This is a genomic window from Actinacidiphila sp. bgisy167 (assembly GCF_965342175.1).
GTDB lineage: Bacteria > Actinomycetota > Actinomycetes > Streptomycetales > Streptomycetaceae > Actinacidiphila.
The window spans coordinates 21,861-43,955 of record NZ_CBDRBL010000060.1 but is presented as its reverse complement, the minus strand read 5'-3'; the positions used below and the strand labels follow the sequence as shown (position 1 = coordinate 43,955).

Genomic DNA, 22,095 nt, shown 5'->3' with positions numbered 1-22,095 from the left:
TCTGGCGGCTCTTGCGGCGGTCGGCGAGCTTGATCGGAACGGACGGCATCCCGAGCGAAATCGCGGTCATGTGCGTGGCATCCCCAAAGTACGCGGATCGAGGTCCCGGCGGCGTGGGCGGGCTCCGGTCAACGAGACTACGTCACCGCGCCCACGCCTCCTGCATCGTGTCTAGGTCAAACGCACCGGATTGATGAGATCCGCGGCCATCACCAGGGCCGTGAAGCAGATGAAGATCCCGGCCACGACATAGGCGACCGGCATCAGCTTCGCCACGTCGAAGGGGCCGGGGTCGGCCCGGCGGAAGACCTTGGCGACGTTACGGCGCACGGACTCCCACAGGGCGCCCGCGATGTGCCCGCCGTCGAGCGGGAGCAGCGGCAGCATGTTGAAGAGGAACAGGGCCAGATTGACCCCGGCGAGCAGGTTGACCATCGTGGCGATCTTCTGCGTGGCCGGCAGCGGCAGCGAGAAGATGTCGCCGCCCAGGCGGGCCGCGCCGATCATGCCGACCGGGGAGTCGGGCTGGCGCTCGCCGCCGCTGAAGACCGCGTTCCACAGGCCGGGAACCTTTCCCGGGACCGCCGCGAGGGAGCGGACGCCGTCCTCGGCGGTGGTGGCCATGTGGTCGATCGACTGGCCGAAGCCGAACGTCACCACGCCGTCGGCGGGTGTGAAACCGAGGAATCCGGCCTGGACGTACTGGCCCTTGACGATGCCGCCGTTCCCGTCGGTCCTGACGACCTTGTTGGCGATCAGGTTCGCGTGCAGGTCGAGGGTCCTGCCGTCGCGGACGACGGTGATGGTGGCGGGGCCGATGGTCTTGCGGATCTCCTGCTGCAGCACCGTCCACTGGCTGTCGTCGACCTTGACCCCGTTGAAGGCCACGATCCGGTCGGCCTTGTGCAGGCCGGCCGCCTTGGCGGGGGCGGCCGGGTAGTCGCCGTGGGCGCAGGGGTCCTTGGCCTTGAGCGCCTGGGTGTCGGAGGCGGGGATGACGCAGTCGGAGACCGATCCGACCGTCGTCGTCTGCGTCGGGATGCCGAAGCCCATGAAGAGCGCCAGGAAGAGCCCGAAGGCGAGGACCAGGTTCATGAAGGGCCCGGCGAACATGACGATCACGCGCTTCCAGGGCTTGCGCGTGTAGAACATGCGGGTCTCGTCGCCGGGCTGCAGCTCCTCGTAGGCCGCGGAGCGGGCGTCCTCGATCATCCCGCGGAAGGGCGAGGTGGACCGGGCGGCGACGCGGCCGTCGTCCCCGGGCGGGAACATCCCGATCATGCGGATGTAGCCGCCCAGCGGGATCGCCTTGACGCCGTACTCGGTCTCACCCTTCCGGCGGGACCAGATGGTCGGCCCGAAGCCGACCATGTACTGCGGCACCCGGATCTTGAACAGCTTGGCCGTGGAGAGGTGGCCGAGCTCGTGCCAGGCGATGGAGAACAGGAGGCCGACCACGAAGATGGCGATCCCCAGTGCCCACATGAGTCCCGTCATACGTGTGCCGCCTCCGTCGTCGCCTGTTCCGCAGCCAGTTCCCGGGCGCGGCCGCGCGCCCACTCCTCCGCCTCGAGGACGTCCTCCACGGTGAGGGAGGTTCCCTCGGCGGGGGTGCCGTGCTCCTCGACCACCCGGGCGACGGTGTCCACGATGCCCGTGAAGGGCAGCGTTCCGGCGAGGAACGCGGCCACGCACTCCTCGTTGGCCGCGTTGAACACCGCGGGGGCGGTACCGCCGAGACTACCCACGCGGCGGGCGAGCGCCACCGCCGGGAAGGCCTCGTCGTCGAGCGGGAAGAAGGTCCACGTCGCGGCCTTGGTCCAGTCGCACCCGGGCGCGGCGTCCGGCACCCGCTCGGGCCAGCCGAGGCCCAGGGAGATCGGCATCCGCATGTCGGGCGGGCTGACCTGCGCCAATGTGGAGCCGTCGGTGAACTCCACCATGGAGTGGATGTACGACTGCGGGTGGACGACGACCTCGATGCGGTCGAAGGGGATGTCGAAGAGCAGGTGGGCCTCGATGACCTCCAGGCCCTTGTTCACCAGGGTGGCCGAGTTGATGGTGACCACCGGGCCCATGTCCCAGGTGGGGTGGGCCAGCGCCTGCTCGGGGGTGACCGCGGCCAGTTCCCGCTTGTCCCGGCCGCGGAAGGGGCCGCCGGAGGCGGTCACGACGAGCTTGCGGACCTCGGGGCGGGAGCCGCCCAGCAGGGCCTGGAAGAGCGCCGAGTGCTCGGAGTCGACGGGCACGATCTGACCCGGCTTGGCCACGGCCTTCACCAGGGGGCCGCCGACGATCAGCGACTCCTTGTTGGCGAGGATCAGGATCCGCCCCGCCTCCAGGGCGGCCAGCGTCGGGCGCAGCCCGATCGAGCCGGTGATGCCGTTGAGCACGGAGTGGCACGGACGGCGGGCCAGCTCGGTCGCGGCGTCCGGGCCCACCAGGACCTCCGGCAGGGACTCGGCGCCGTACCGCTCGGCCAGGGCCTCCCGCAGCGGGCCTTCCGCGTTCTCGTCCGCGACGGCGACCGCGGCGACGCCGAGCCGCCGCGCCTGGTCCGCGAGGAGCCCGACCCGGCCGCCGGCGGCGGACAGGGCCACCACCCGGAAGCGGTCGGGGTTGCGCAGGACGACGTCGATGGCCTGGGTGCCGATCGATCCGGTCGATCCCAGGACGACGATGTCGCGGGGGCCGTCGTTGGCCCCGCCGGCCGCGTCCGGTCCGGGCAGCCGCAGGTGGGGGTCGGCGAGAGTGTCCGTCATCCCCCCATTGTGTCGGGTCGCCGGCACGGCGGGGGCACCGCCTCCGGGAAGGCGGTGCCGCGCGTCGGGGGCCGCGCCCCTGGTCCGGTCGGTCAGCGCATCGGCCGGTGGACGTTCTCCTTGCGGGAGGCGCCAGGCGTGGTGTCGGCGATCCAGGGCCCGTCGCTCGAGGGGTCGACGATGCCCGATTCGAGCCAGGTGTAGGCCCCGCCCAGGACGCCGTCGACGACCTTGCGGTCGATGGAGTCGGTGTTCGTCCACAGGCGGCCGAAGAGCTCCTCGACGCGGATCCGCGACTGGCGGCAGAAGGCGTCGGCGAGCTGGTAGGCCTCGCGTCCGTGCTCGCCGCGCGTACGGAGCATCTCGGCGCGGACGCAGGCCGCGCTCATGGCGAACAGTTCCGCGCCGATGTCGACGACGCGCCCCAGGAAGCCCTGCTTGGTCTCCATCCGGCCCTGCCAGCGCGACATGGCGTAGAAGGTGGAGCGGGCGAGCTTGCGGGCGCCGCGCTCGACGTAGCGCAGGTGGGCGGCGAGGTCGGGATGGCCCGCCGGGTGGAAGGAGGAGTACGCGCCCGGGATCTGGCCGGGGCCGGCGACCAGCTTCGGCAGCCAGCGGGCGTAGAAGCCGCCGGCCTTCACACCGGCCCTGGCCTTGTCGCCGAGCGCCTTGTCGGGGTCGATGAGGTCCCCGGCGACCGACAGGTGGGCGTCGACGGCCTCACGGGCGATCAGCAGGTGCATGATCTCTGTGGAACCCTCGAAGATCCGGTTGATCCGCAGGTCGCGCAGCAGCTGCTCGGCCGGGACGCCCCGTTCGCCGCGGGCGGCGAGGGACTGCGCGGTCTCGAAGCCGCGGCCGCCGCGGATCTGCACCAGTTCGTCGGCCATGGTCCAGCCCATCTCGGACGCGAAGAGCTTGGCCAGCGCGCCCTCGATACGGATGTCGTTGCGGTTCTCGTCGGCCATCTGGCTGGAGAGCTCCATGACGGCCTCGAGGGCGAAGGTGGTCGCCGCGATGAAGGAGATCTTCGCGCCGACGGCCTCGTGGCGGCCGACCGGCCTGCCCCACTGCTCACGGGCCGCCGACCACTCGCGGGCGATCTTCAGGGACCACTTGCCGGCCGCCACACAGGAGGCGGGCAGCGACAGGCGGCCGGTGTTGAGGGTGGTCAGGGCGATCTTCAGCCCGGCGCCCTCGGGGCCGATCCGGTTCTCGGCGGGGACGCGCACCTGGTGGAACCGGGTGACGCCGTTCTCGATGCCGCGCAGCCCCATGAAGGAGTTGCGGTTCTCGACGGTGATGCCCTCGGAGCCGGCCTCGACGACGAACGCGGTGATGCCGCCCTTGTGGCCCTCGCTCCTGGGCACCCGCGCCATGACGACCAGAAGGTCGGCGACGACGCCGTTGGTGGTCCACAGCTTCACGCCGTCGAGGACGTAGGAGTCCCCGTCGGGGACGGCCGTGGTCGCCAGGCGCGCCGGGTCGGACCCGACGTCGGGCTCCGTGAGAAGGAAGGCGGAGATGTCGGTACGGGCGCAGCGCGGCAGGAACCGCTCCTTCTGCTCCGGGGTGCCGAACATCTTCAGCGGCTGGGGCACGCCGATCGACTGGTGCGCGGACAGCAGCACACCGACGGCGGGGCTCGCGGAGCCGACCAGGGCCAGGGCCTTGTTGTAGTACACCTGGGTGAGGCCGAGACCGCCGTACTTGGGATCGATCTTCATGCCGAGGGCGCCGAGCTCCTTCAGCCCGGTGATGACCTCGTCGGGGATCCTCGCCTCACGCTCGATCAGAGCCCCGTCCACCTTCGTCTCGACGAAGTCGCGCAGCTTGGCCAGGAACTCCTCGCCGCGCTGGACCTGCTCGGTCGACGGGGTGGGGTGGGGATGGATCAGGTCGAGCCGGAAGCGACCCAGGAACAGTTCCTTGGCGAAGCTGGGCTTGCGCCATTCCTGTTCGCGGGCGGCCTCTGCGACCTCGCGCGCTTCACGTTCGGACACGGTGGGGCGGGGGGATGCTGCGGACATGGGGACGTCACCTCGCGTCGGTTACCGACCGGAGCTGCTGGTTCGTTGGTACCCCGGTTCCGGCGTCGTCACCAGCCCTCGCGCACGGGGTGCGCGGGGCCGGTGACCTTCCCGACGGCGGCTCAGACCGCGGCGAGCAGCTTGCGCAGCGGCACGGTGTCCGGCGCGGCGCCGTCCTCGGTGGCGGGGGCGGCGAGGGCGTCGACCGCGGCGCCGAACTCCGCCTCGTCGGTGCCGTCGGCCAGCACCAGCCGCACGCCCTGACCCCACGTCAGCTCCCAGTGGGCCGCGCCGGATTCGGCGAGCGCGAGGCCGGCGAGCGCGGCGGCCCCCCTGTGCAGCGCGCCCTCGGGCAGCTGCTGCGCCACGGCCGCGAGGCGGCCCTGGTCGGCGGCGTCGAGCAGGGCCGTCACGGTCGGCTCGAGGCCCGCGGCCGACAGCGCGGCGCGCACCGGCTCGGCGTTGCCGGCGAGCACCGCACGCACCGCCGGATCCGCCAGGGCGCTCCACTCCACTCGGGTGAACGACTGGCTCTCGGGGCTGAGGCCCGCCGCTTCCAGGGCGATCAGCACCTGGTCCCGGTCGCGCAGCAGCTCCAGGGCGGGGCGGTCCGGCCCGGCGGGCGCCGTGGCCGGCCCGTCCGCGGGCGCCGCTTCGACGAGGCGCACGCGCTCGGCGATCGGGGGATGCGAGTCGTACGGGGAGCGCTGCTCGCGCGGCAGCCGGGCGCGCAGCCGGGCCAGCTCGGCACGGCGGGCGGGGTCGGCCAGGAAGCGGCTGAGGCCGCCGTAGACCTCACCGGCGGGCGGCAGCAGCCGGGCCGGTGCGCCGAAGGAGGCGTACTGCCGCATGTAGTGGTCGAAGGCGGTGTCCAGCACCGGGATCTCGCGCAGTGCGGAGGCGGTGGCCTCCCGCCCGGCGAGCCGCACCGCGGCCTGGTCGGCGGCGAGCTCCTGGGCGCGGCCGACGCTGTGCGAGGCGCGGAGGTAGAACGTGGCGTAGGCGGTGTAGATCGCCGCCATGGCCCGGTAGGTGATGCCGGCGCCCGTGGTGTCGACTTCCTTGGCGTCGCGGCCCTTGGCCAGCGCCTTCGCGGCCCGCTCCTCCTGCCGTGCCTGTTCCTTGCCCCGGGCGCGGGCGGCACGCTCCTCGAAGTGCGCGATGGTCCGCAGGACGCGCTGCTGGCCCCGCAGGGTGATCGCGGCCAGCCGGGTGTCGCTGTTGCCGTAGTGGCCGAGCTCATGGGTGAGGACGGCGTGCAGCTGGCGCTCGCTCAGACCGGTGAGCAGGGGCACGCCGATGTACATGCGGCGGCGGCCGCCGACCAGGCCGAGGAGGCGGGACTCCTCGGACACGGCGGCGTTGACGTCGCCGACCAGGACGATCTCGTCCGGCGCGCGCGTGCCGTAGCGGGCGGCGAGGTCGCGCACGGCCGCCCACAGCTCGGGCTGCTGCTGCTCGGTGACGGGGACACCCGAGGGGCCGGAGTCTTCGGGACGCCGCAGCATGAACATGCCGCGGACGATGGGGACGGCGAGGACGGCGCTGACGATGACCACCTTGCTGGTGAACGCGCCGGAGCCCCACGTGGCGACGAAGACGTCGATTCCCGCCAGCACCGCGAGGAGCACCACTCCCAGCAGGTAGAAGCCCGCGAGCAGCATCAGGGCGCGCACGGCGCGCGCCGTGGAGCTGCCGGCCTCGGCCGGCTCGTCGCCTTCCGGCGGCGCGGCCTCGACGCGTACCGCTCCGTCCGGTACGCCCGCGTCGGCGACGCCGTCCGGGGAGGTGAGCGAGGAGGCGCCGACCGTCGTGGCCGGGACCCCGAGTGCCGCGCACACCCGGCGCAGCAGCTCCTCCGACTCCGGTTCGGCCTCGCCGGGGCGCGGGTCGTTGCGGACCTCCGCCAGGGCGGCGGCCGCCTCGGGGCGCCCGAACCACTGCGCGCAGGTGGCGGCCTGGGCGTCCCACTGGGCGCGGTGCTCGGCGTACTCCTGCGGGTCGGTCGGCGGCTCCCAGCCGGCCGCCCATCCCATGCGCTGGCCGCCGTCGCTGTCCGGGCGCACGAACACCGCGTACGCGACCTGAGGTGTCGCCACCAGCACCACGGCCGGTGCGTCCAGGCGCCGTGCCAGTTCACGCCCGGCGGGCACCACGTCGGCGATGCCTATGCCCTCACCCTCGGTGACCGGCGCGTCGAACAGCACCTCGGTGCCGCCCTCGCCCCCGACGACCCAGCCTCCGACCGGTCCCCCGGCGACGGCTTCCGCGGTCGCCGGGGCCTCCGCCGCGCAGACCACCGTGTACGTTGCCACCTTGCGTTTCCCCTCCCCTGCGCCCCCTGGGCGCTCCTGCGATCGGGACACCTTACGTGCTCATGCCGACAGGGCGCAGGACAGGCCCGGGGCGCACCGCACATGCGCCCCGGCCGCCAGGGAGGGGTGGTTTTTCTCGGGGCGCTACAGGGCCAGCCCGGTCAGGACCAGCACCCGCTCGTAGGTGTAGTCCTCCATCGCGTACGCGACGCCCTCGCGGCCCACGCCGGAGTCCTTGACCCCGCCGTACGGCATCTGGTCCGCGCGGTAGGAGGGGGCGTCGCCGATGACGACGCCGCCGACCTCCAGCTCGCGGTGGGCTCGGAAGGCGGTCTGCAGGTCGTGGGTGAACACGCCGCACTGCAGGCCGAATCGGGAGTCGTTGACGACCGCGAAGGCCTCGTCGGCGCCGTCCACCTTGTGCAGGGACAGGACCGGGCCGAAGACCTCCTCGGTGGCGATGATCGCGTCCGCCGGAAGGTCGGCGAGCACGGTCGGCTCGTAGGCGGCGCCCTCACGCCGGCCGCCGGTCAGCAGCTTGGCGCCCTTGCTCAGCGCGTCCTCGACCCAGGACTCGACGCGCGCGGCGGCGTTCTCGTCGACGAGCGGGCCGACGTCGGTCGCCTCGTCCGAGGGGTCGCCGGTGACCTGGGCCCTCACCTTGGCGACGACCTTCTCCACCAGCCGGTCGTACACGGAGGCGTCGGCGACGACCCGCTGGACCGAGATGCAGGACTGGCCGCCCTGGTAGTTGGCGAAGGTCGCGATACGGCTCGCCGCCCACTCCAGATCCTCCTCCGAGGACCAGTCCGCCAGGACGACGGCGGCGGCGTTGCCGCCCAGCTCCAAGGTGACGTGTTTGCGCGGCACCGAGTCCATGATCTGGTGGCCGACCCGGTCGGAGCCGGTGAAGGAGATGACCGGCAGCCGCTCGTCCCGCACCAGGGCTGGCATGCGCTCGTTCGGGACGGTCAGCACGCTCCACGAACCGGCCGGCAGATCCGTCTCGGCCAGGATCTCCCCGAGGAGCAGCGCGGACAGCGGGGTCGCCGGGGCGGGCTTGAGGATGATCGGCACTCCGACCGCGATCGCCGGCGCCACCTTGTGGGCCACCAGATTGAGCGGGAAGTTGAACGGTGCGATGCCGAGCACGCTGCCGCGCGGGAAGCGGCGGGTCAGGGCCAGGCGGCCGGTGCCGCCCGCGTCGGTGTCCAGGCGCCGGGCCTCGCCGCTGTTGAAGCGGCGCGCCTCCTCCGCCGCCCAGCGGAAGACCGACACCGCGCGGCCGACCTCGCCGCGCGCCCACTTCATCGGCTTGCCGTTCTCGGCGGTGATCAGCCGGGCGATCTCCTCGCCGCGCTCGGCCAGCCGCTTCGACACGTGGTCGAGGGCCGCGGCGCGCACATGGGCGGGGGTAGCGGCGAACCGCGCCTCGACGGCCTTCGCGGCGGCGACCGCCTCCTCCACCTGGGCGGGGGTCGGCACGCTGACGCCGGCCACGACGCTGCCGTCATGAGGATTCACGACATCGAAGGTGTCCTCGCCGATGACCGGGCGGCCGGCGAGCCAGAAGGCGGTGGGTGTGCTCATGCCGACCACGGTAGGGCGGACGGCACCCGGCCGGTCTTGTCCAGTGCGTCCTAGCCGGCGGCGGCGACTCGCCTTTTTGTCAGGCCCCGAGGGACCGTCCTCAGGGGACTCGCTCAGCCGCGGGTCTTGAGGGCCAGCCACAGCTCCATACGGACGTCCGGGTCGTCCAGCGAGCGCTCCAGGATCTCCTCCACGCGCCGCATCCGGTAGCGCAGCGTATGCCGGTGGACCCCCAGGTCCGCCGCGGCGGCGTCCCACTGCCCGTGCCGGGACAGCCACGCCCGCAGCGACGCGACCAGATCACCGCGGGCGGTGGCGTCGTGCTCGCGCAGCGGCCGCAACAGGCCGTCGGCGAAGGCCCGTACGGCGTCGTCACCCAGCAGCCCCAGCATCGAGCCGGAACCGACCTCGTCGTGCTCGACCACGCTGCGGCCCCGCCGCCGGGCGACCGCCAGCGCCCGCTGGGCCTGCTCGTGCGCGCCCGGGACACCCGCGGCATCCGCCGCGGCGGACACCCCGGCCACCAGGTCGTCGCTGCCGTCGACCACCGCCAGGCAGGCCCGTGCCACCTCGCCCTCCGCGGCCGCGAGCGCCGTCAGCCGGCCCGCGTCCCGCACGACGAGCACCGGCTCCGCGGCCCGCAGGGCGGCCGTCTCGACCCGCTCGGCCAGCAGTCCCACCGCGTCCCCCGCTACCCCCGCCGCGCGTTCCGCGACCAGCACACGCACCGGGGCGTCGAGCAGCCCGCCGTACAGCCGCCCCGCCACGGTGCGCGCGTGCTCGGGCTCCCCGACCAGCAGCATCCGCAGCAACGCGGCTCCCAGGCGCTGCTCGGTGTCCTGGAGCGCGCGGGACTGCTCCAGGGAGAGGGTCAGCAGCGCGACGGCGGCGTTCACGAGGTACCGGGCCGAGGTGTCGGGCCGCTCCTCGGTGCCCACCGCGAGGAAACCGCGGGGGCGCCGGCCGGTGCCCAGCGAGTGCACCTCCACGCGGTCCTCGGTGCCGGCCATCGCCGCGCTGGCCGGGGCGGACCTGCCGCGCAGCCGCTCCACCTCCCCGGCGAGCCGTGCCGCACGCCGCCCCGCCCACTCCGGCGCCGCGGCCACCACGGCGCCCGACGCGTCGTACAGCGCCGCCCAGCCCTTCAGATGCGCCGCCAGCCGCGACAGCAGCGCCGTCGTCCCGTCCGGCGCGAGCGCCGCCCGGGTCAGCTCCCGCTGCGCCTCGAACCCAGCGGTCACGGTTTTGTACCGGTCGGCCGCGATCTCCGCGGAGACGGCCTTGCTGATCGCGATGAACGGTGTCCTGTGCGGCACCTCCAGCAACGGGAGCCGGTGCGCGGCCGCCGCGTCCACGAGCGCCTGCGGCACCGTGTCGTGGCTCACCCCCACGCCGAAGCCGAGGGCCACCACACCGGCTCCGGCCAGGCGCGCCACATACTGGCCGAGCGCCTCGGCCGAGCCGACGTCCAGTTTCAGGCCCGTGGTGAGCAGCAGCTCGCCGCCTTCCAGATACGGCGTGGGGTCGTCCAGCTCACTGGTGTGCACCCAGCGGACGGCGGCCTCCGCCAGGCGGTCCCCTCCGGCGAGGACGGCCAGCTTCAGGGCGGGGTTCCGCAGCAGCGAGGCGAGCGTGGGCGGCACGGGCTTTTTCTCCATCGCGGAGTGTGTTCACTTCCGATTCTGCCTCACCGTATACCTGCGGTGCCCCGCGATTCCCGACAGCGCCCGCCCCCCACCCTTGCCCCGCCCTCACTCGCACGGGGCCGCGTCGACGCGCCTTACTGCGTGTCAGACAGCCTTGACCGCTCCTCCGTCGATCAGGTCGGCCCCGGTGATGCAGCCCGCCGCATCGAGTGAGGAGGAACGTGATGAGGGAAGCCACTTCACGGGGGGTCGCCGATCCGCCCGAGAGCGATACCCCGAGCATCTCGGGCACCCGCGCCTCGAAGTCGGGCGCGGCCACTCCCGAGCGGCCGCGAGTTCCGCTCCGGCAGCCTCTGGGGCCTTGCGGATCCGGTGCGCATCGGGTCGGCGAGACGACGTCGAAGGGGACGCCCCGCGAACCGAATTCCTCGGCGACGAAGTCCCCCTGCGCCGTGAGCGCCGCCTTGGCGTCGCCCACCCGCCGGCCAACGCGCACCGTCGTCCAAGGTGGGATCACCGAAGGGGCGTAGCTCAACCCGGTCAGCTACCGGTGCCGCCACCCAGCTGTCAGGCGAATGGCACCGACATCACTCAACCAAGTTCAGTAGCTGTGCGGCGGCACCTCACCCTTGCCGGGGGGCAGGTCGTCACCAGTACGACGGTTCAAAGGGAGCGCGGCCGCTCTGGCTGTAGTAGGCGTGGACCAGCGAGACACTGGCGACTCGCCGGCCTTCTTCTACTGCGTGTTCTGCGGCTTTTTGTCCGGTGAAATTCCGCCGCTCTCGTTCGTATTCCTCGACGCCCTCGAACTCGAAACGGGTTGCGTCATCCAGGAGACGAAGCTCGGCAACGTCCTGGACCATCGTGACGATCAGGCGGTCATGAGTCTGGGGGTCGCGGTACTCGTACCGTTCGGAGCTGGAACTGTAACCGGAAGGAAACGGCACCCGTGCGCCGATCCACCGGTCGTTGCCGAGGGCCCTTCCCCATGTCTCGCCAACCGTCCGCAGGTCGCCGTCAAAAACGATATACCGCTCTAGCCGCCACTGGCAGCTCAGCGGACCAGGCGGTTCGCCTTCGAAGGGGGAATTACGAAGGCAGTGGTCCGCGGCGGCGGCACCGAGCTGTCGCGGTGCACCCGGCAGGACGTCGACGACCTTCTCCAGGCGGTGTTCGGCTTCAGCCTTCGCCTTGCGGCTCGCTGCGTCCACCTCATCGGTCCGCGACGGACCGGCCATCGGAACCGTCAGCCAGGCGTAGGCGTGCCACCCCGCTGCGGCAAGACCCACCAGCACAGCCAGCACTATTCCCGCACCGACTATCCGACGGCGCACCTGCGGTCTCGTCCTTCTTACCATGCCAAGATCTTCCCAAGCCCATGTCACCGAACGGCTACGAATTCGTCCGAAATTTGGACTGCCGGGTCGCGCCACCGCCTTCGTCAGCCGTTTCGAGGCGGTCGCGGTCAGTCCCCGGGGGGGGGTTCTGCACGAATGGGGACGGCCGTTCATGATCGTGGTTGCGGTAACCCTTCGTGGCCCAAGCACGGAATGTGATCCAGAACCACGGTTCACGGAACGGCGACACCCCGGCGGGTGGGAGGGCGTGGCGTGCGTTATCCGGTGACGAGAAGACGTGGCGCAGGTGGCGCAAGGCGCTGCGGCCGGTACTGAAGTCTTCTCAGTAACGTTTCGTGACGTTTTGTGATCTTTGTTCAGGTGGTGCGGCCGTGCTCGAGCTGGAGCAGGACGGGGGCGGCTCGGGCGATGCGGGTGATGGCCGAGGGGTCGAGGCTGACCCTGCGCAGGGCCTTGAAAGTGACCTTCAGCAGGGCGTTGGCTCGTTCGGCGACGGCGTGGACGCATCGGATCACGGAGTTGAACGCCTGGTCGGGCTCGGCGAGTTCACCGCCCTTGGGTTTCTTGACCGGGTGGCGGAAGCCGGGCCCGGCGTTCTCGTAGCCGAGGTCGGTCAGGGTAGGGATGTCCAGCGTGGCGGCGAGCCGGTTCAGGGCGTCGACCAGTCCGTGTGCCCGTGTGCAGGTGGTGTCGTGCTCGCGGCCCGGGCGGGCCGGGGAGACCCAGAGGCGCCAGCCGTCCGGGGCGGCTATGACCTGCACGTTCCCTCCGTGGTGCTTATGCTTGCCCGACCACCCCAGGTCGCGCCGTTGGGGCCGGCGGCGGCCACGCGGTCGGTGTGGATGAGCGCGCCGTCCAGGTTGAGGTGGGTGTATCCGGCCGCCGCCGCCCGCTCCAGCGCGGTGGACAGATCCGGCGCTCGGCGAGCACCGTCAGTCCTTCGTGCACCGCGCCGTGGCGACGAGATACGACAAACTCGCGGTCCGCTACGAGGCAACCGTCCTCGTCGCCGCCATCAACGAGTGGCTGTGACCAGCACTTTCGATACGCGCCCTCCGAATACCGCCGCGGTTACCGCGACGGCTACCGGTCCGCGTGGAACGCGTACTGCTGACCCGAAACCCGCACGCACCCCTGCCGCCCTGATCCCTCCTCGGGTTGACAATGGTCGCCCGGGGAACGCCCGGCGACCGACGTCGGACGCCACGACGGCTGGTACGCGGACCCGCTGTCCGGCCGCGTCCCGTTGACGCTGCTCGTCGCGAGCGACCCCGGTTCCTCCGTGGTCTTCGTACGGTTCGCGGGAGAACCGGGCGGCGGGGGCTATTCGCACGTGCGCTTGAAGCCGTCCGCCCCCACACGCGCGCGGAAGCGCACCTCGTGGCCCTTGGGGTCGGTGAAGATCGCTGTCGTCGGTGACAGCAGCGTCATCGTGCCGCGCTGCGTGGGGTTGCCCCAGCCCGGCGGGGGATTGAAGGAGCCGTCGGAGAGCGGGGTCTCGGCCTCGAAGTACGTGGACCCGACCAGGGCCTCGTCGATGCCGCAGTGGGTGTAGAGCTCGTAGGGGATGGTGGTCGGGGCCGGAGCGGTCGGGAGCGCCACGCGGGCGGGGTCCCGGTCGGCGCAGCCCGTGAGGACTGCCGCGGCGGCGGTGGCCGCGAGGGCGGTGGCGCGTGCGGAGTACCTGGTAGTCATGCCGGTTGGACGCCGCAGCGGCGGAGCGGGTTCCATCGGCGGCGCCCGTTCACACCGCCGCTGCCCGTACGCCGCCGCGCTCGCGCGGCACGCAGGTCGCGGCGACCGGCAGCGCGGCGACGATGGTGCGCGCGGGGAAGATCCGGGCCTTCGGCTCCTCCATGTCTCCGGCGGAGACCATCGTCGAGGCCCAGTGGGCGGCAGAGCGCCAGGGGTCGTACCGGTTCCTGACCGATCAGTCGATGTACTCCCTCTTCAGACGGCGCCCCGAGGGCGCCGTCTTCCCGACGGCGCAGCGCCACGGCATGGGAGTGCTGACCTTCAGCCCGCTCAACGGCGGCCGGCTGTCCGGCCGGGCCGACGTTTCCCGCGGCCACCGCGCGTCGTCCCGGCCGGCGCTCTACGACCCGGCCACGCCGGCGGGCCGGCTCAAGGCCGCCGCGCTCGAGCAGCTCACCGCCCTCGCCGACGAAGCGGGGCTGCGGTTGCCGCAGCTGGCGATCGCCTTCGCCCTCGCGCACCCGACCGTCACCTCGGTGCTGATCGGCCCGCGCACCGCCGAGCAGCTCGACGGGCTGCTCGATGGCGCCGGGACCACCTTGACCGACGACGTCCTGGATCGCATCGACGCGATCGTCCCGCCGGGGACCGACCTGAATCCGGAGGACAACTACGCTGCCACGCCGCCCCCGTTGGAGGACGCCCGGCTCCGCCGCCGGTAGCGGGCGGACCGCCGGCCGCGCCACCACCTCCGGTGGCCGACCCGGGCCGCGGGAACGAAGATCCCGCCGCTCCCTACGCCCGTAGATCCACCAGCACCGGCGGCGCCGACTCCCCGTCCACCGAGGTCAGCGACACGACCGCGTGACCCGCGGGGACGGCGTGCGCGAGGTCGGACGCGGACCACCGCTCGCGCTCGACCCGCCGCACCGTCACCGACTCCGCCGTGACGGCCTTCCCGGTCACCAGGCGCCGCACCGTGTGGAGCACCCGCGTGAGCGGCTCGTCCGCGATGATCTGGCGGTTCGTGACGTCCTGGACGTCCACCCACTCCTTGCCCCACACCTCCGCGAAGCGCGCGCCGTCCCAGGCGGTGACGCCCGCCAGGGCCGCCCGGCAGCCCACGGCGCCCAGCAGGGCGCCCCGGAGCGCTTCGGGGACGTCGTCCAGGGTGCGCAGCGTGAGGACGGCGCCGGCGTTGGCGGAGCGCATCCGCTGCAGGCCGCGCACCGACTCCGCGGTCACCGTGTGGGAGGCGTCGTCGAGGACGAGGCAGGCGAACAGGGAGCGGTCCCGCCGGGCCACTGCGCACTCGGCGAACTGGGCGAGGACGAGCCGCGCCAGCATCCGGGAGACCTCGGCGTGGCCCCGCTCCGGAAGGTCGATGCGGATCCGCAGCGGGTGCTCCAGGCCGCGCAGCGAGAAGGGGTGGCTGCCGCCCGTCGTGTCGAAGAACCCGGCGAACGCGGGCCGGTCGAGCAGCGCGATGCGGTCGGCCAGCAGGGGGCCCGCGTCGCCTGCCCGGGCGGACTGCCGCTCCCGTGCGTCGAGTTCGCGCAGCTGGCCCTGGGCGGCGGCACCGCGGGCCTGCAGGGCGGAGCGCAGCGCGGCCAGGGCCGCCGGGGTGCCGTCGAGGAGTTCGCGCAGCTCGGGGACGGAGGGGAACCGCCCGTGGGCGGCGTGGAAGGGCCCGAGGAGCTGGCCGAGGGCCGTGGCCGCGCGGCGGCTGTCCCCGCCGGGCAGCGCCGCGGCGAGGTCACCGACGAGGGCCTCGGCCAGGAAGCCCGCGGCCTCGTCGGGGTCGGCGGTGCCGCCGTAGAGGTCGAGGTCGTACGCGGAGTCGGGGTGGCCGATCTTGACGACGACGTCGAAGGACTCGTCGGGAGCCAGCCGCGCCCCGTCGGTGCCGACGGCGACGACGGCCGCCCGCCCGGCGAGGGCCTGCAGGCACAGGAGTTCCAGCACGGGCCGCACGAAGCGCACGGTCTTTCCGGAACCGGGCGGTCCGACGGCCAGCAGGGAGGTGCCGAGGACGGCCGGGTCGAGGGCGTAATCGGCGCCCCGGTGGGTGCGGGGATTGCGTTCGTCGTCGGGAGCGGCGCCGATCCGGACCTGGCCGGCGAGCAGGTCGTGCCGGGCGGTGCGGACGGGCAGGTCGCGGGCGCCGGACGGATGGGCGCAGGCGGCGGCCCCGTACCGCAGCACGGTGTCGGTGAAGGCGGTCAACCGGCCGGGGGCGAGGTGTACGGACTGCCAGGCGCGGGTGACGCGGGCGAAGTCGACGTCGTTCATCAGCCCGGAGCGGGCGTCCTCGGCGAGCCGGTCGGCGGCGTCGGCGGCGCCACCCTGCCGGAGCGCGGGGAAGGCGACCGGGTCCAGGGCGGGGTCGGCGGGCTCACGGCCGGCGGCCGCGCCCTCCGCCTCGCGGGACCGGCCGAGCGGGGCGGTGACGTAGCGGCGCCACAGTTCGGCCCAGCGGCCGATGCGGGCGAAGAAGACCAGAAGGGCGCCTGCGATGAGGGCGTAGTAAAGGTACGAGGCCCACAGGTAGGCGGTCTGGTTGCCGCCCGCCTGCCGCCACGAGTCCGGGGTGAGGGCGAGCAGCGGCCACAGCCAGTAGCTGCCGAGGTAGCCGTTCCACAGCAGGGACCACAGCAGCCAGCCGCCGAGGAAGGAGATCAGGGCGCCGGCGACGAGCTGGCGGCCCGGCACGGCGTCCGGGTCGGCGGCGGGGCGGGGGCGGTGCCCGAGGCGCCACACGCCGGGGGCGGTGGCCGGGCGCGGGATCCGCAGCCACGCGACGAGGCCGGAGCCGTCCGCGGTGGGGGTGGACCCGGACTGCGCGGGGGCGTGCCACGAGCCGGCTGCCGGGTGGGTCCCCGGCAGCGGGGGCGCCCCGGGGGGCAGCGGGGGCGCGGCCGGGGCGGTGTCGCGCCGGGCACGGGCGTGGCGCTCGCCGCGGCCGGGCTCGGCCGGGCCGGGGCGGGCCCCGGGCACGGGCGGCGCCGGCACAGGGGGCGAACCGGGCACGGGCGGCGCCGGCACAGGGGGCGAACCGGGCACGGGCGGCGCCGGCACGGCGGGCGGTCCGGGCACGGCAGGCGGTCCTGGGGGCGCGGGCAGGGCACCGGGCATCGGCCGGGCGCCGGGCACCGGCGGTGTGCCCGGCTGCGGGCCGGGGCCCCCGGGCGGAGGCGCCGCGGGCTTCTCGTGCGTACCGTCGCGTTCCATCGCGTGTGCCACCCCTCGCAGGTCCGCACTCAATGTAGTCGAGCGGCCACCGCAGTCTGAAGGATCTTGGCACGCTCATGTCCGCCACGTCGAAGAGGCGTTCCGCAGTGCGCCCTATCGGAGTGTGCGGGGCTCCGCCGAACGGGCTTAGCCTGCGAGGAAAGACCACGGTTCGAAGGAGTACGCCCGCCATGACCGATCTGGCCCAGGAGCGCCGACTCGTCACCCCGATCCCCGGCCCCAAGTCGCAGGAGCTGCTGGCGCGCAAGACGGCGGCGGTCGCGAACGGCGTCGGCGTCACCCTGCCCGTCTTCGTCACCCGCGCCGGCGGCGGCGTGCTCCAGGACGTGGACGGCAACTCGCTGATCGACTTCGGTTCCGGCATCGCGGTGACCTCGGTCGGCAACAGCGCCGAGGCGGTCGTGCGCCGCGCGTCGGCGCAGCTGGCGGACTTCACCCACACCTGCTTCATGGTGACGCCGTACGAGGGCTACGTGGAGGTCGCCGAGGCGCTCAACGAGCTGACCCCGGGCGACCACGACAAGCGCACCGCGCTGTTCAACTCCGGTGCGGAGGCCGTCGAGAACGCGGTGAAGATCGCCCGCGCGTACACCGGGCGCCAGGCCGTGGTCGTCTTCGACCACGGCTACCACGGCCGCACCAACCTCACGATGGCGCTGACGGCGAAGAACATGCCGTACAAGCACTCGTTCGGCCCGTTCGCGCCCGAGGTCTACCGCATGCCGCTGGCCTACCCCTACCGCTGGCTGACCGGCCCGGAGAACTGCGCGGAGGAGGCGGCCGCCCAGGCGATCGACATGATCACCAAGCAGGTCGGGGCCGAGAACGTGGCCGCGATCGTGATCGAGCCGATCCAGGGTGAGGGCGGCTTCATCGAGCCGGCCAAGGGCTTCCTGCCCGAGCTGGTCGACTTCGCCCGGGCGAACGGCATCGTCTTCGTCGCGGACGAGATCCAGACCGGCTTCTGCCGCACGGGCCAGTGGTTCGCCTGCGAGGACGAGGGCGTCGTCCCGGACCTGATCACCACCGCCAAGGGCATCGCCGGCGGTCTGCCCCTGGCCGCGGTGACCGGTCGCGCCGAGATCATGGACGCCGCGCACTCCGGCGGGCTGGGCGGCACCTACGGCGGCAACCCGGTGGCGTGCGCCGGCGCGCTCGGCGCCATCGAGACGATGAAGGAGCAGGACCTGGCCGCCAAGGCCCGCCGCATCGGCGAGATCATGCTCGGCCGGCTGCGCGGCATGCAGGAGAAGTTCGACGTCATCGGCGACGTCCGCGGCCGCGGCGCCATGATCGCGATCGAGCTCGTGGAGCCCGGCGGCAAGAACCCGAACCCGGCTGTGACCGCCGCGGTCGCCAAGGCCTGCCACGCCGAGGGCCTGGTGGTGCTGACCTGCGGCACCTACGGCAACGTGCTGCGCTTCCTGCCGCCGCTGGTGATCGGGGAGGACCTGCTGAACGAGGGGCTCGACATCATCGAGGGCGCGTTCGCCCGGCTGTGACCAGGCGCTTCGCCGTGACTCAGCGTGCACGGCAGGCAGCGTGAAGAAGGTGTGCGGGCCTGATGGCGGGAGGGTGCAACCCCTGCCGGGCGGCTCGCCGGTGACGTACGGTTTCGGCAGATGGAACGAACACCCCGTCTGCGAAAGTCCGCGGGCGACACTATGCCGGTGACTCCCCATCACCGGCACAGCAGTGCCCTCGCGCACAGCGCCGAAGCCGAAGGCTCCGGCAATCCTCGCCGATCGGTCGGCCGCTCGCCCCACACCCCCCGGGGCGGGCGGTACGGCGATCGTTCTGGCCGCCCCGGAACTCTCCCCCCTGTTCCGGGGCGGCCGGCTTCTCTGGTGGCCGTGGTGTGCACGGCGCTCTTCGGACTGCTGACCTGGCAGGAGGCACGACGAGGGCGCCTGCTGGCCCTGGACGGGCCGGTGCGCGCCGCCCTTGCGGGACCCTCCTCCCGTCCCGCCGGCCGATCCGGCGTGGCGGAGTTCCTCGCCGATCTGGGCGACTGGCGGGTCGCCGTGCCCGTTCTGCTGCTCGCCCTGGTCTGCGCCACCTTGCGGGCACGCCGGCGCGGGCTGCCCCGGCCCTGGGCGCCGGCGCTGGCGTACACGCTCGCGATGCTCCTCGCGGCGCTGCTGGTCGCCCTGGTGAAGCCGCTGATCGGCCGGTCCGGGCCCGGCTCGCTGGCGCTGTCCCCCGGCTATCCCGGGCTCTATCCCTCCGGCCACACGGCCACGGCCGCCGCCGCCTACGGCGGCGCCGTGCTCCTGCTGCTTCCGTGGCTGGTGCGCGCGGCGGCACGGCGGCTGCTGGTCGCGGCCGCCGTGCTGCTCAACGGTGCGGTGGGCGTCGCCCTGGTCCGCTGCGGATACCACTGGCCGCTCGATGTGGTGGGGAGCTGGCTGCTGTGCGGCGCCCTGCTGGCGGGCGCGGCACTGGCGGTCAGCTGTTGGTCGGGAAACCGAGGTTGATGCCGCCGTGGCTCGGGTCGAGCCACCGCTGGGTGACGGCCTTGCCGCGGGTGAAGAAGTGGACGCCGTCAGGGCCGTAGGCGTGCGTGTCGCCGAACAGCGAGGCCTTCCAGCCCCCGAAGGAGTAGTACGCCACCGGCACCGGGATCGGCACGTTGATGCCGACCATGCCGACCTCGACCTCGTGCTGGAAGCGCCGGGCGGCGCCGCCGTCGTTGGTGAAGATGGCCGTGCCGTTTCCGTACGGGTTGGAGTTGACCAGCTCCAGGCCCTCGTCGTAGGAGCCCACCCGGACCACGGACAGGACGGGGCCGAAGATCTCGTCGTTGTAGACGGACATGCCGGGCTTGACGTGGTCGAAGAGAGTGGGGCCGAGCCAGAAGCCGTTCGCGGTGTCCTCGCCCGTGACGGCGTGGGTGCGGCCGTCGACGGCGAGGGTCGCGCCGTCGGCGAGACCGGCGTCGAGGTAGGACGTCACCTTGTCGCGGTGCGCGCCGGTGACCAGCGGGCCCATCTCGGACGCCGCGTTGCAGCCGGGTCCCACCGTGAGCGCGGCCATCCGCTCCTTGATCTTCTCCACCAGTGTGTCGCCGATCGGGTCGACCGCCACCAGCACGGACACCGCCATGCAGCGCTCGCCGGCCGCGCCGAAGCCGGCGCCCACGGCCGCGTCGGCGGCGAGGTCGAGGTCCGCGTCCGGCAGGACCAGCATGTGGTTCTTGGCGCCGCCCAGGGCCTGCACGCGCTTGCCGTAGCGCGTGCCGGTCTCGTAGACGTAGCGGGCGATCGGGGTGGAACCGACGAAGGAGACGGACTTGACGTCGGGGTGCTCCAGGAGGCGGTCGACGGCGACCTTGTCACCGTGCACGACGTTGAAGACGCCGTCCGGTAGCCCGGCCCGCTTCCACAGCTTTGCGAGGAATTCGGCGGCTGACGGGTCCTTCTCGGAGGGCTTGACGATGACGGTGTTGCCCGCGGCGATGGCGATGGGGAAGAACCACATCGGCACCATCGCGGGGAAGTTGAAGGGCGAGATGATCGCGACCGGGCCGAGCGGCTGCCGGATCGAGTAGACGTCGATGCCGGTCGAGGCCTGCTCGGTGAAGCCGCCCTTGAGCAGCTGCGGGATGCCGCAGGCGTACTCGACGACCTCCAGGCCGCGGGCGATCTCGCCGAGCGCGTCCGCGTGCACCTTGCCGTGCTCGGAGACGATGAGCGCGGCCAGCTCGTCGCGCCGGGCGTTGAGCAGCTCGCGGAAGGCGAACAGCACGGAGGTGCGTCTGGCCACCGAGGCGTGGCGCCACTCCTTGAAGGCGGCGGCCGCCGCGCCGACGGCCTGGTCGACCTCGGCGACCGACGCGAAGTCCACCCGCCCGGTCACGGCGCCGGTGGCGGGGTCGTAGACGTCCCCGTGCCGCTCCGCGGTGCCGGTCCAGGGCGCTCCGGCGATCCAGTGCGTGATGCGCTTGTCGGTCACGGTGGACCTTCCTCTCCCTCGTCTCCTGCCAGTGTCGTCAGCGGCAGGGGCACCCTCAAGCACCAAGGTGTCGGCGTCGCGGGCAAAGGCTTTACAGGTCGTACAGCTCGTCGGGATGCTCCATGGCCTCCATGAGGTCCAGCCGGATGTCCTGGGCCCACTCGAAGGCCCAGCGCTTCACGGCGGCGGCGCCCGCGGCGTCCAGCCCCTGCGCCGCGTACGCCGTGTCGTCGGCCCCGACGAGTTTGTCGAGGCGGTCGGCGAGCAGGCGCGGCTGGAGGTCCTCGTCGAGGTGGACGGCCATCGTCAGCAGTTCCCCCGGTGTGAAGCACGCGGCCAGGGCGTGGAGGTCCACCAGGTCGCGTACCGAGGCGCGGTCGGCGACGGCGGCCGCCTTCAGCGCGGCGCAGTCCTCCAGCGCCACCACCGGGACGGGTCCTGACAGGCCGAGTCCGGCGGGGACCGGGGGACGGGAGAGCGGCTGCTTCGCCACGTCGACGGTGCGGCGCCCGCCGCCCGGCGAGGTGACCTCCAGTTGGGCGGCGAGCGGCGTTCCGGGCAGGGGGCTCACCTCGTCGCCTGCCCCGGTGTACGCGGCGGCGAGCGCGGCGCCGATGTCGGCGGCCGGGGTGGAGCTGAAGGTCACCAGGCTCAGGTGTCTCGGTGGCCGGCGGTCGAAGCCGTGCGCGATCAGCGCGAGGCCGCCCGCCACGGCGAGGCCGTGGCGGGCGCAGACCGGCAGGGCGGTCTCGACGAGATGCGCGAGGCCGGGTGGGAGGGCCGTGCCGGCCTCCCGCGGCGCCGCGCGCGCGACCGGGCGCGCGCCGTCACCCGCCCGGGTGTCGGCGGCCGCTTCGGGCCGACCGCTCGGCGTCGTGGTCACCCCACCAGTGTCGCGCACCGGGGCGGACGGCCGACGGGTCCCCGGTCACGGAGCACGTGCCCCGATCGCCCGCGCGGCTCACCCGCCCTGACCACGCGCGCGGTTCATACGCCCCGGTCACGGCCGCGCTGTCCCGCCAGGTGGGCCGCCGCCTCGTGCATGGCCAGTTCCAGGACGGCGGGGTCCGTGAGCCCGCCGGTGCCGTCGGGCGGCACGAGCCAGCCCGCACCTCCCGCGACGCGACCGGGGTGGGGGACCACGATCCAGGTGCCGGACCCCGCGGTGCGCACCCCGGTGCCGACCCAGCGGGCCGCGGTGCCAGGAGGCACGAAGTAGCCCACGCGGCCGCCGAGGTCGGTGAGGACGGGGCCAGGGCGCTCGACGAGGCGGGTGAGGACGCCGAGCGTCGGTCGGCCCAGTGCGCCGGTGAGGATGAGGACGTCCCACAGCCGTCCGGCGGGCAGGAGCGTCACCCCGTGGGGGTGGTGCTCCCATTCCCGCCGGGCGGCGTCAGGGTCGGGTGCCACGGAAACCAGCCACTCGGCCGCGCCTCGCGCGTTCGTGCCCACCATGCCGGTTCCTCCGTTGCGTGTGTGCGCTGTCGTACGGT

General features: G+C 73.2%; 15 protein-coding genes and 1 pseudogene. 3 read left to right on the top strand and 13 right to left on the bottom strand.

Going from position 1 to position 22,095, the window contains the following annotated elements; genetic code table 11:
• Positions 1–171 precede the first annotated feature (171 nt).
• The 9 genes and pseudogenes from ACRWND_RS21625 to ACRWND_RS21585 form a co-directional block, all read right to left on the bottom strand.
• Positions 172–1,497, bottom strand: a complete 1,326-nt coding sequence (locus tag ACRWND_RS21625) for a M50 family metallopeptidase (RefSeq protein WP_431951866.1) — start codon at positions 1,495–1,497, stop codon at positions 172–174.
• The gene (gene dxr / locus ACRWND_RS21620; protein WP_431951864.1) at positions 1,494–2,762 is read right to left on the bottom strand and encodes a 1-deoxy-D-xylulose-5-phosphate reductoisomerase; all 1,269 of its coding nucleotides are present in this window, start codon (positions 2,760–2,762) and stop codon (positions 1,494–1,496) included. The genes ACRWND_RS21625 and dxr overlap by 4 nt, the downstream gene beginning before the upstream one ends.
• A 92-nt stretch (positions 2,763–2,854) precedes the next feature.
• Complete coding sequence (locus tag ACRWND_RS21615) at positions 2,855–4,792, bottom strand: acyl-CoA dehydrogenase family protein (RefSeq protein WP_431951862.1); 1,938 nt, start codon at positions 4,790–4,792, stop codon at positions 2,855–2,857.
• A gap of 122 nt (positions 4,793–4,914) precedes the next feature.
• Entirely contained in the window at positions 4,915–7,107 is a 2,193-nt protein-coding gene (locus ACRWND_RS21610) for a M48 family metalloprotease (protein ID WP_431951860.1), read from the bottom strand.
• A gap of 144 nt (positions 7,108–7,251) precedes the next feature.
• Positions 7,252–8,697 carry an aldehyde dehydrogenase family protein gene (locus ACRWND_RS21605; protein ID WP_431951858.1) on the bottom strand — a complete coding sequence of 482 codons (1,446 nt, stop codon included), beginning with the start codon at positions 8,695–8,697 and terminating at the stop codon, positions 7,252–7,254.
• A 113-nt stretch (positions 8,698–8,810) separates the two neighbouring features.
• Positions 8,811–10,340, bottom strand: coding sequence for a PucR family transcriptional regulator (locus ACRWND_RS21600; protein ID WP_431951868.1), 1,530 nt, complete (start codon positions 10,338–10,340; stop codon positions 8,811–8,813).
• Positions 10,341–10,990: 650 nt separating this feature from the next.
• Positions 10,991–11,647, bottom strand: a complete 657-nt coding sequence (locus tag ACRWND_RS21595) for a hypothetical protein (protein ID WP_431951856.1) — start codon at positions 11,645–11,647, stop codon at positions 10,991–10,993.
• 410 nt (positions 11,648–12,057) lie between these two features.
• Positions 12,058–12,649: pseudogene (locus ACRWND_RS21590) on the bottom strand (HARBI1 family protein); the annotation flags it as partial.
• A 375-nt stretch (positions 12,650–13,024) separates the two neighbouring features.
• The gene (locus ACRWND_RS21585; protein WP_431951854.1) at positions 13,025–13,396 is read right to left on the bottom strand and encodes a hypothetical protein; all 372 of its coding nucleotides are present in this window, start codon (positions 13,394–13,396) and stop codon (positions 13,025–13,027) included.
• Positions 13,397–13,557: 161 nt separating this feature from the next.
• On the opposite strand from ACRWND_RS21585, the gene ACRWND_RS21580 reads away from it, so the two are divergent.
• Positions 13,558–14,118 (top strand): aldo/keto reductase, encoded by a 561-nt coding sequence (locus tag ACRWND_RS21580; protein WP_431951852.1) that lies wholly within the window; start codon positions 13,558–13,560, stop codon positions 14,116–14,118.
• Between the two features lie 73 nt (positions 14,119–14,191).
• Here the strand turns inward: ACRWND_RS21580 and ACRWND_RS21575 are convergent, their stop codons facing one another.
• The gene (locus ACRWND_RS21575; RefSeq protein WP_431951850.1) at positions 14,192–16,393 is read right to left on the bottom strand and encodes an ATP-binding protein; all 2,202 of its coding nucleotides are present in this window, start codon (positions 16,391–16,393) and stop codon (positions 14,192–14,194) included.
• A 425-nt stretch (positions 16,394–16,818) separates the two neighbouring features.
• Here ACRWND_RS21575 and gabT point away from each other — a divergent pair, with 425 nt between their 5' ends.
• Positions 16,819–18,150 (top strand): 4-aminobutyrate--2-oxoglutarate transaminase, encoded by a 1,332-nt coding sequence (gabT, locus tag ACRWND_RS21570; protein WP_431951848.1) that lies wholly within the window; start codon positions 16,819–16,821, stop codon positions 18,148–18,150.
• A 351-nt stretch (positions 18,151–18,501) separates the two neighbouring features.
• A complete protein-coding gene (locus ACRWND_RS21565; protein ID WP_431951846.1) occupies positions 18,502–19,125 on the top strand; it encodes a phosphatase PAP2 family protein in 624 nt (207 codons plus the stop codon).
• On the opposite strand, the gene ACRWND_RS21560 is transcribed toward ACRWND_RS21565, so the two are convergent.
• The 3 genes from ACRWND_RS21560 to ACRWND_RS21550 form a co-directional block, all read right to left on the bottom strand.
• On the bottom strand, positions 19,097–20,602 hold the full coding sequence (locus ACRWND_RS21560) for a CoA-acylating methylmalonate-semialdehyde dehydrogenase (RefSeq protein WP_431951844.1): 1,506 nt from the start codon (positions 20,600–20,602) through the stop codon (positions 19,097–19,099). The genes ACRWND_RS21565 and ACRWND_RS21560 overlap by 29 nt on opposite strands.
• 91 nt (positions 20,603–20,693) lie before the next feature.
• On the bottom strand, positions 20,694–21,485 hold the full coding sequence (locus ACRWND_RS21555) for a nucleotidyl transferase AbiEii/AbiGii toxin family protein (RefSeq protein ID WP_431951842.1): 792 nt from the start codon (positions 21,483–21,485) through the stop codon (positions 20,694–20,696).
• 104 nt (positions 21,486–21,589) lie between these two features.
• Positions 21,590–22,057: a hypothetical protein gene (locus tag ACRWND_RS21550; RefSeq protein WP_431951840.1), complete on the bottom strand. Its 468-nt coding sequence runs from the start codon at positions 22,055–22,057 to the stop codon at positions 21,590–21,592.
• Positions 22,058–22,095 lie beyond the last annotated feature (38 nt).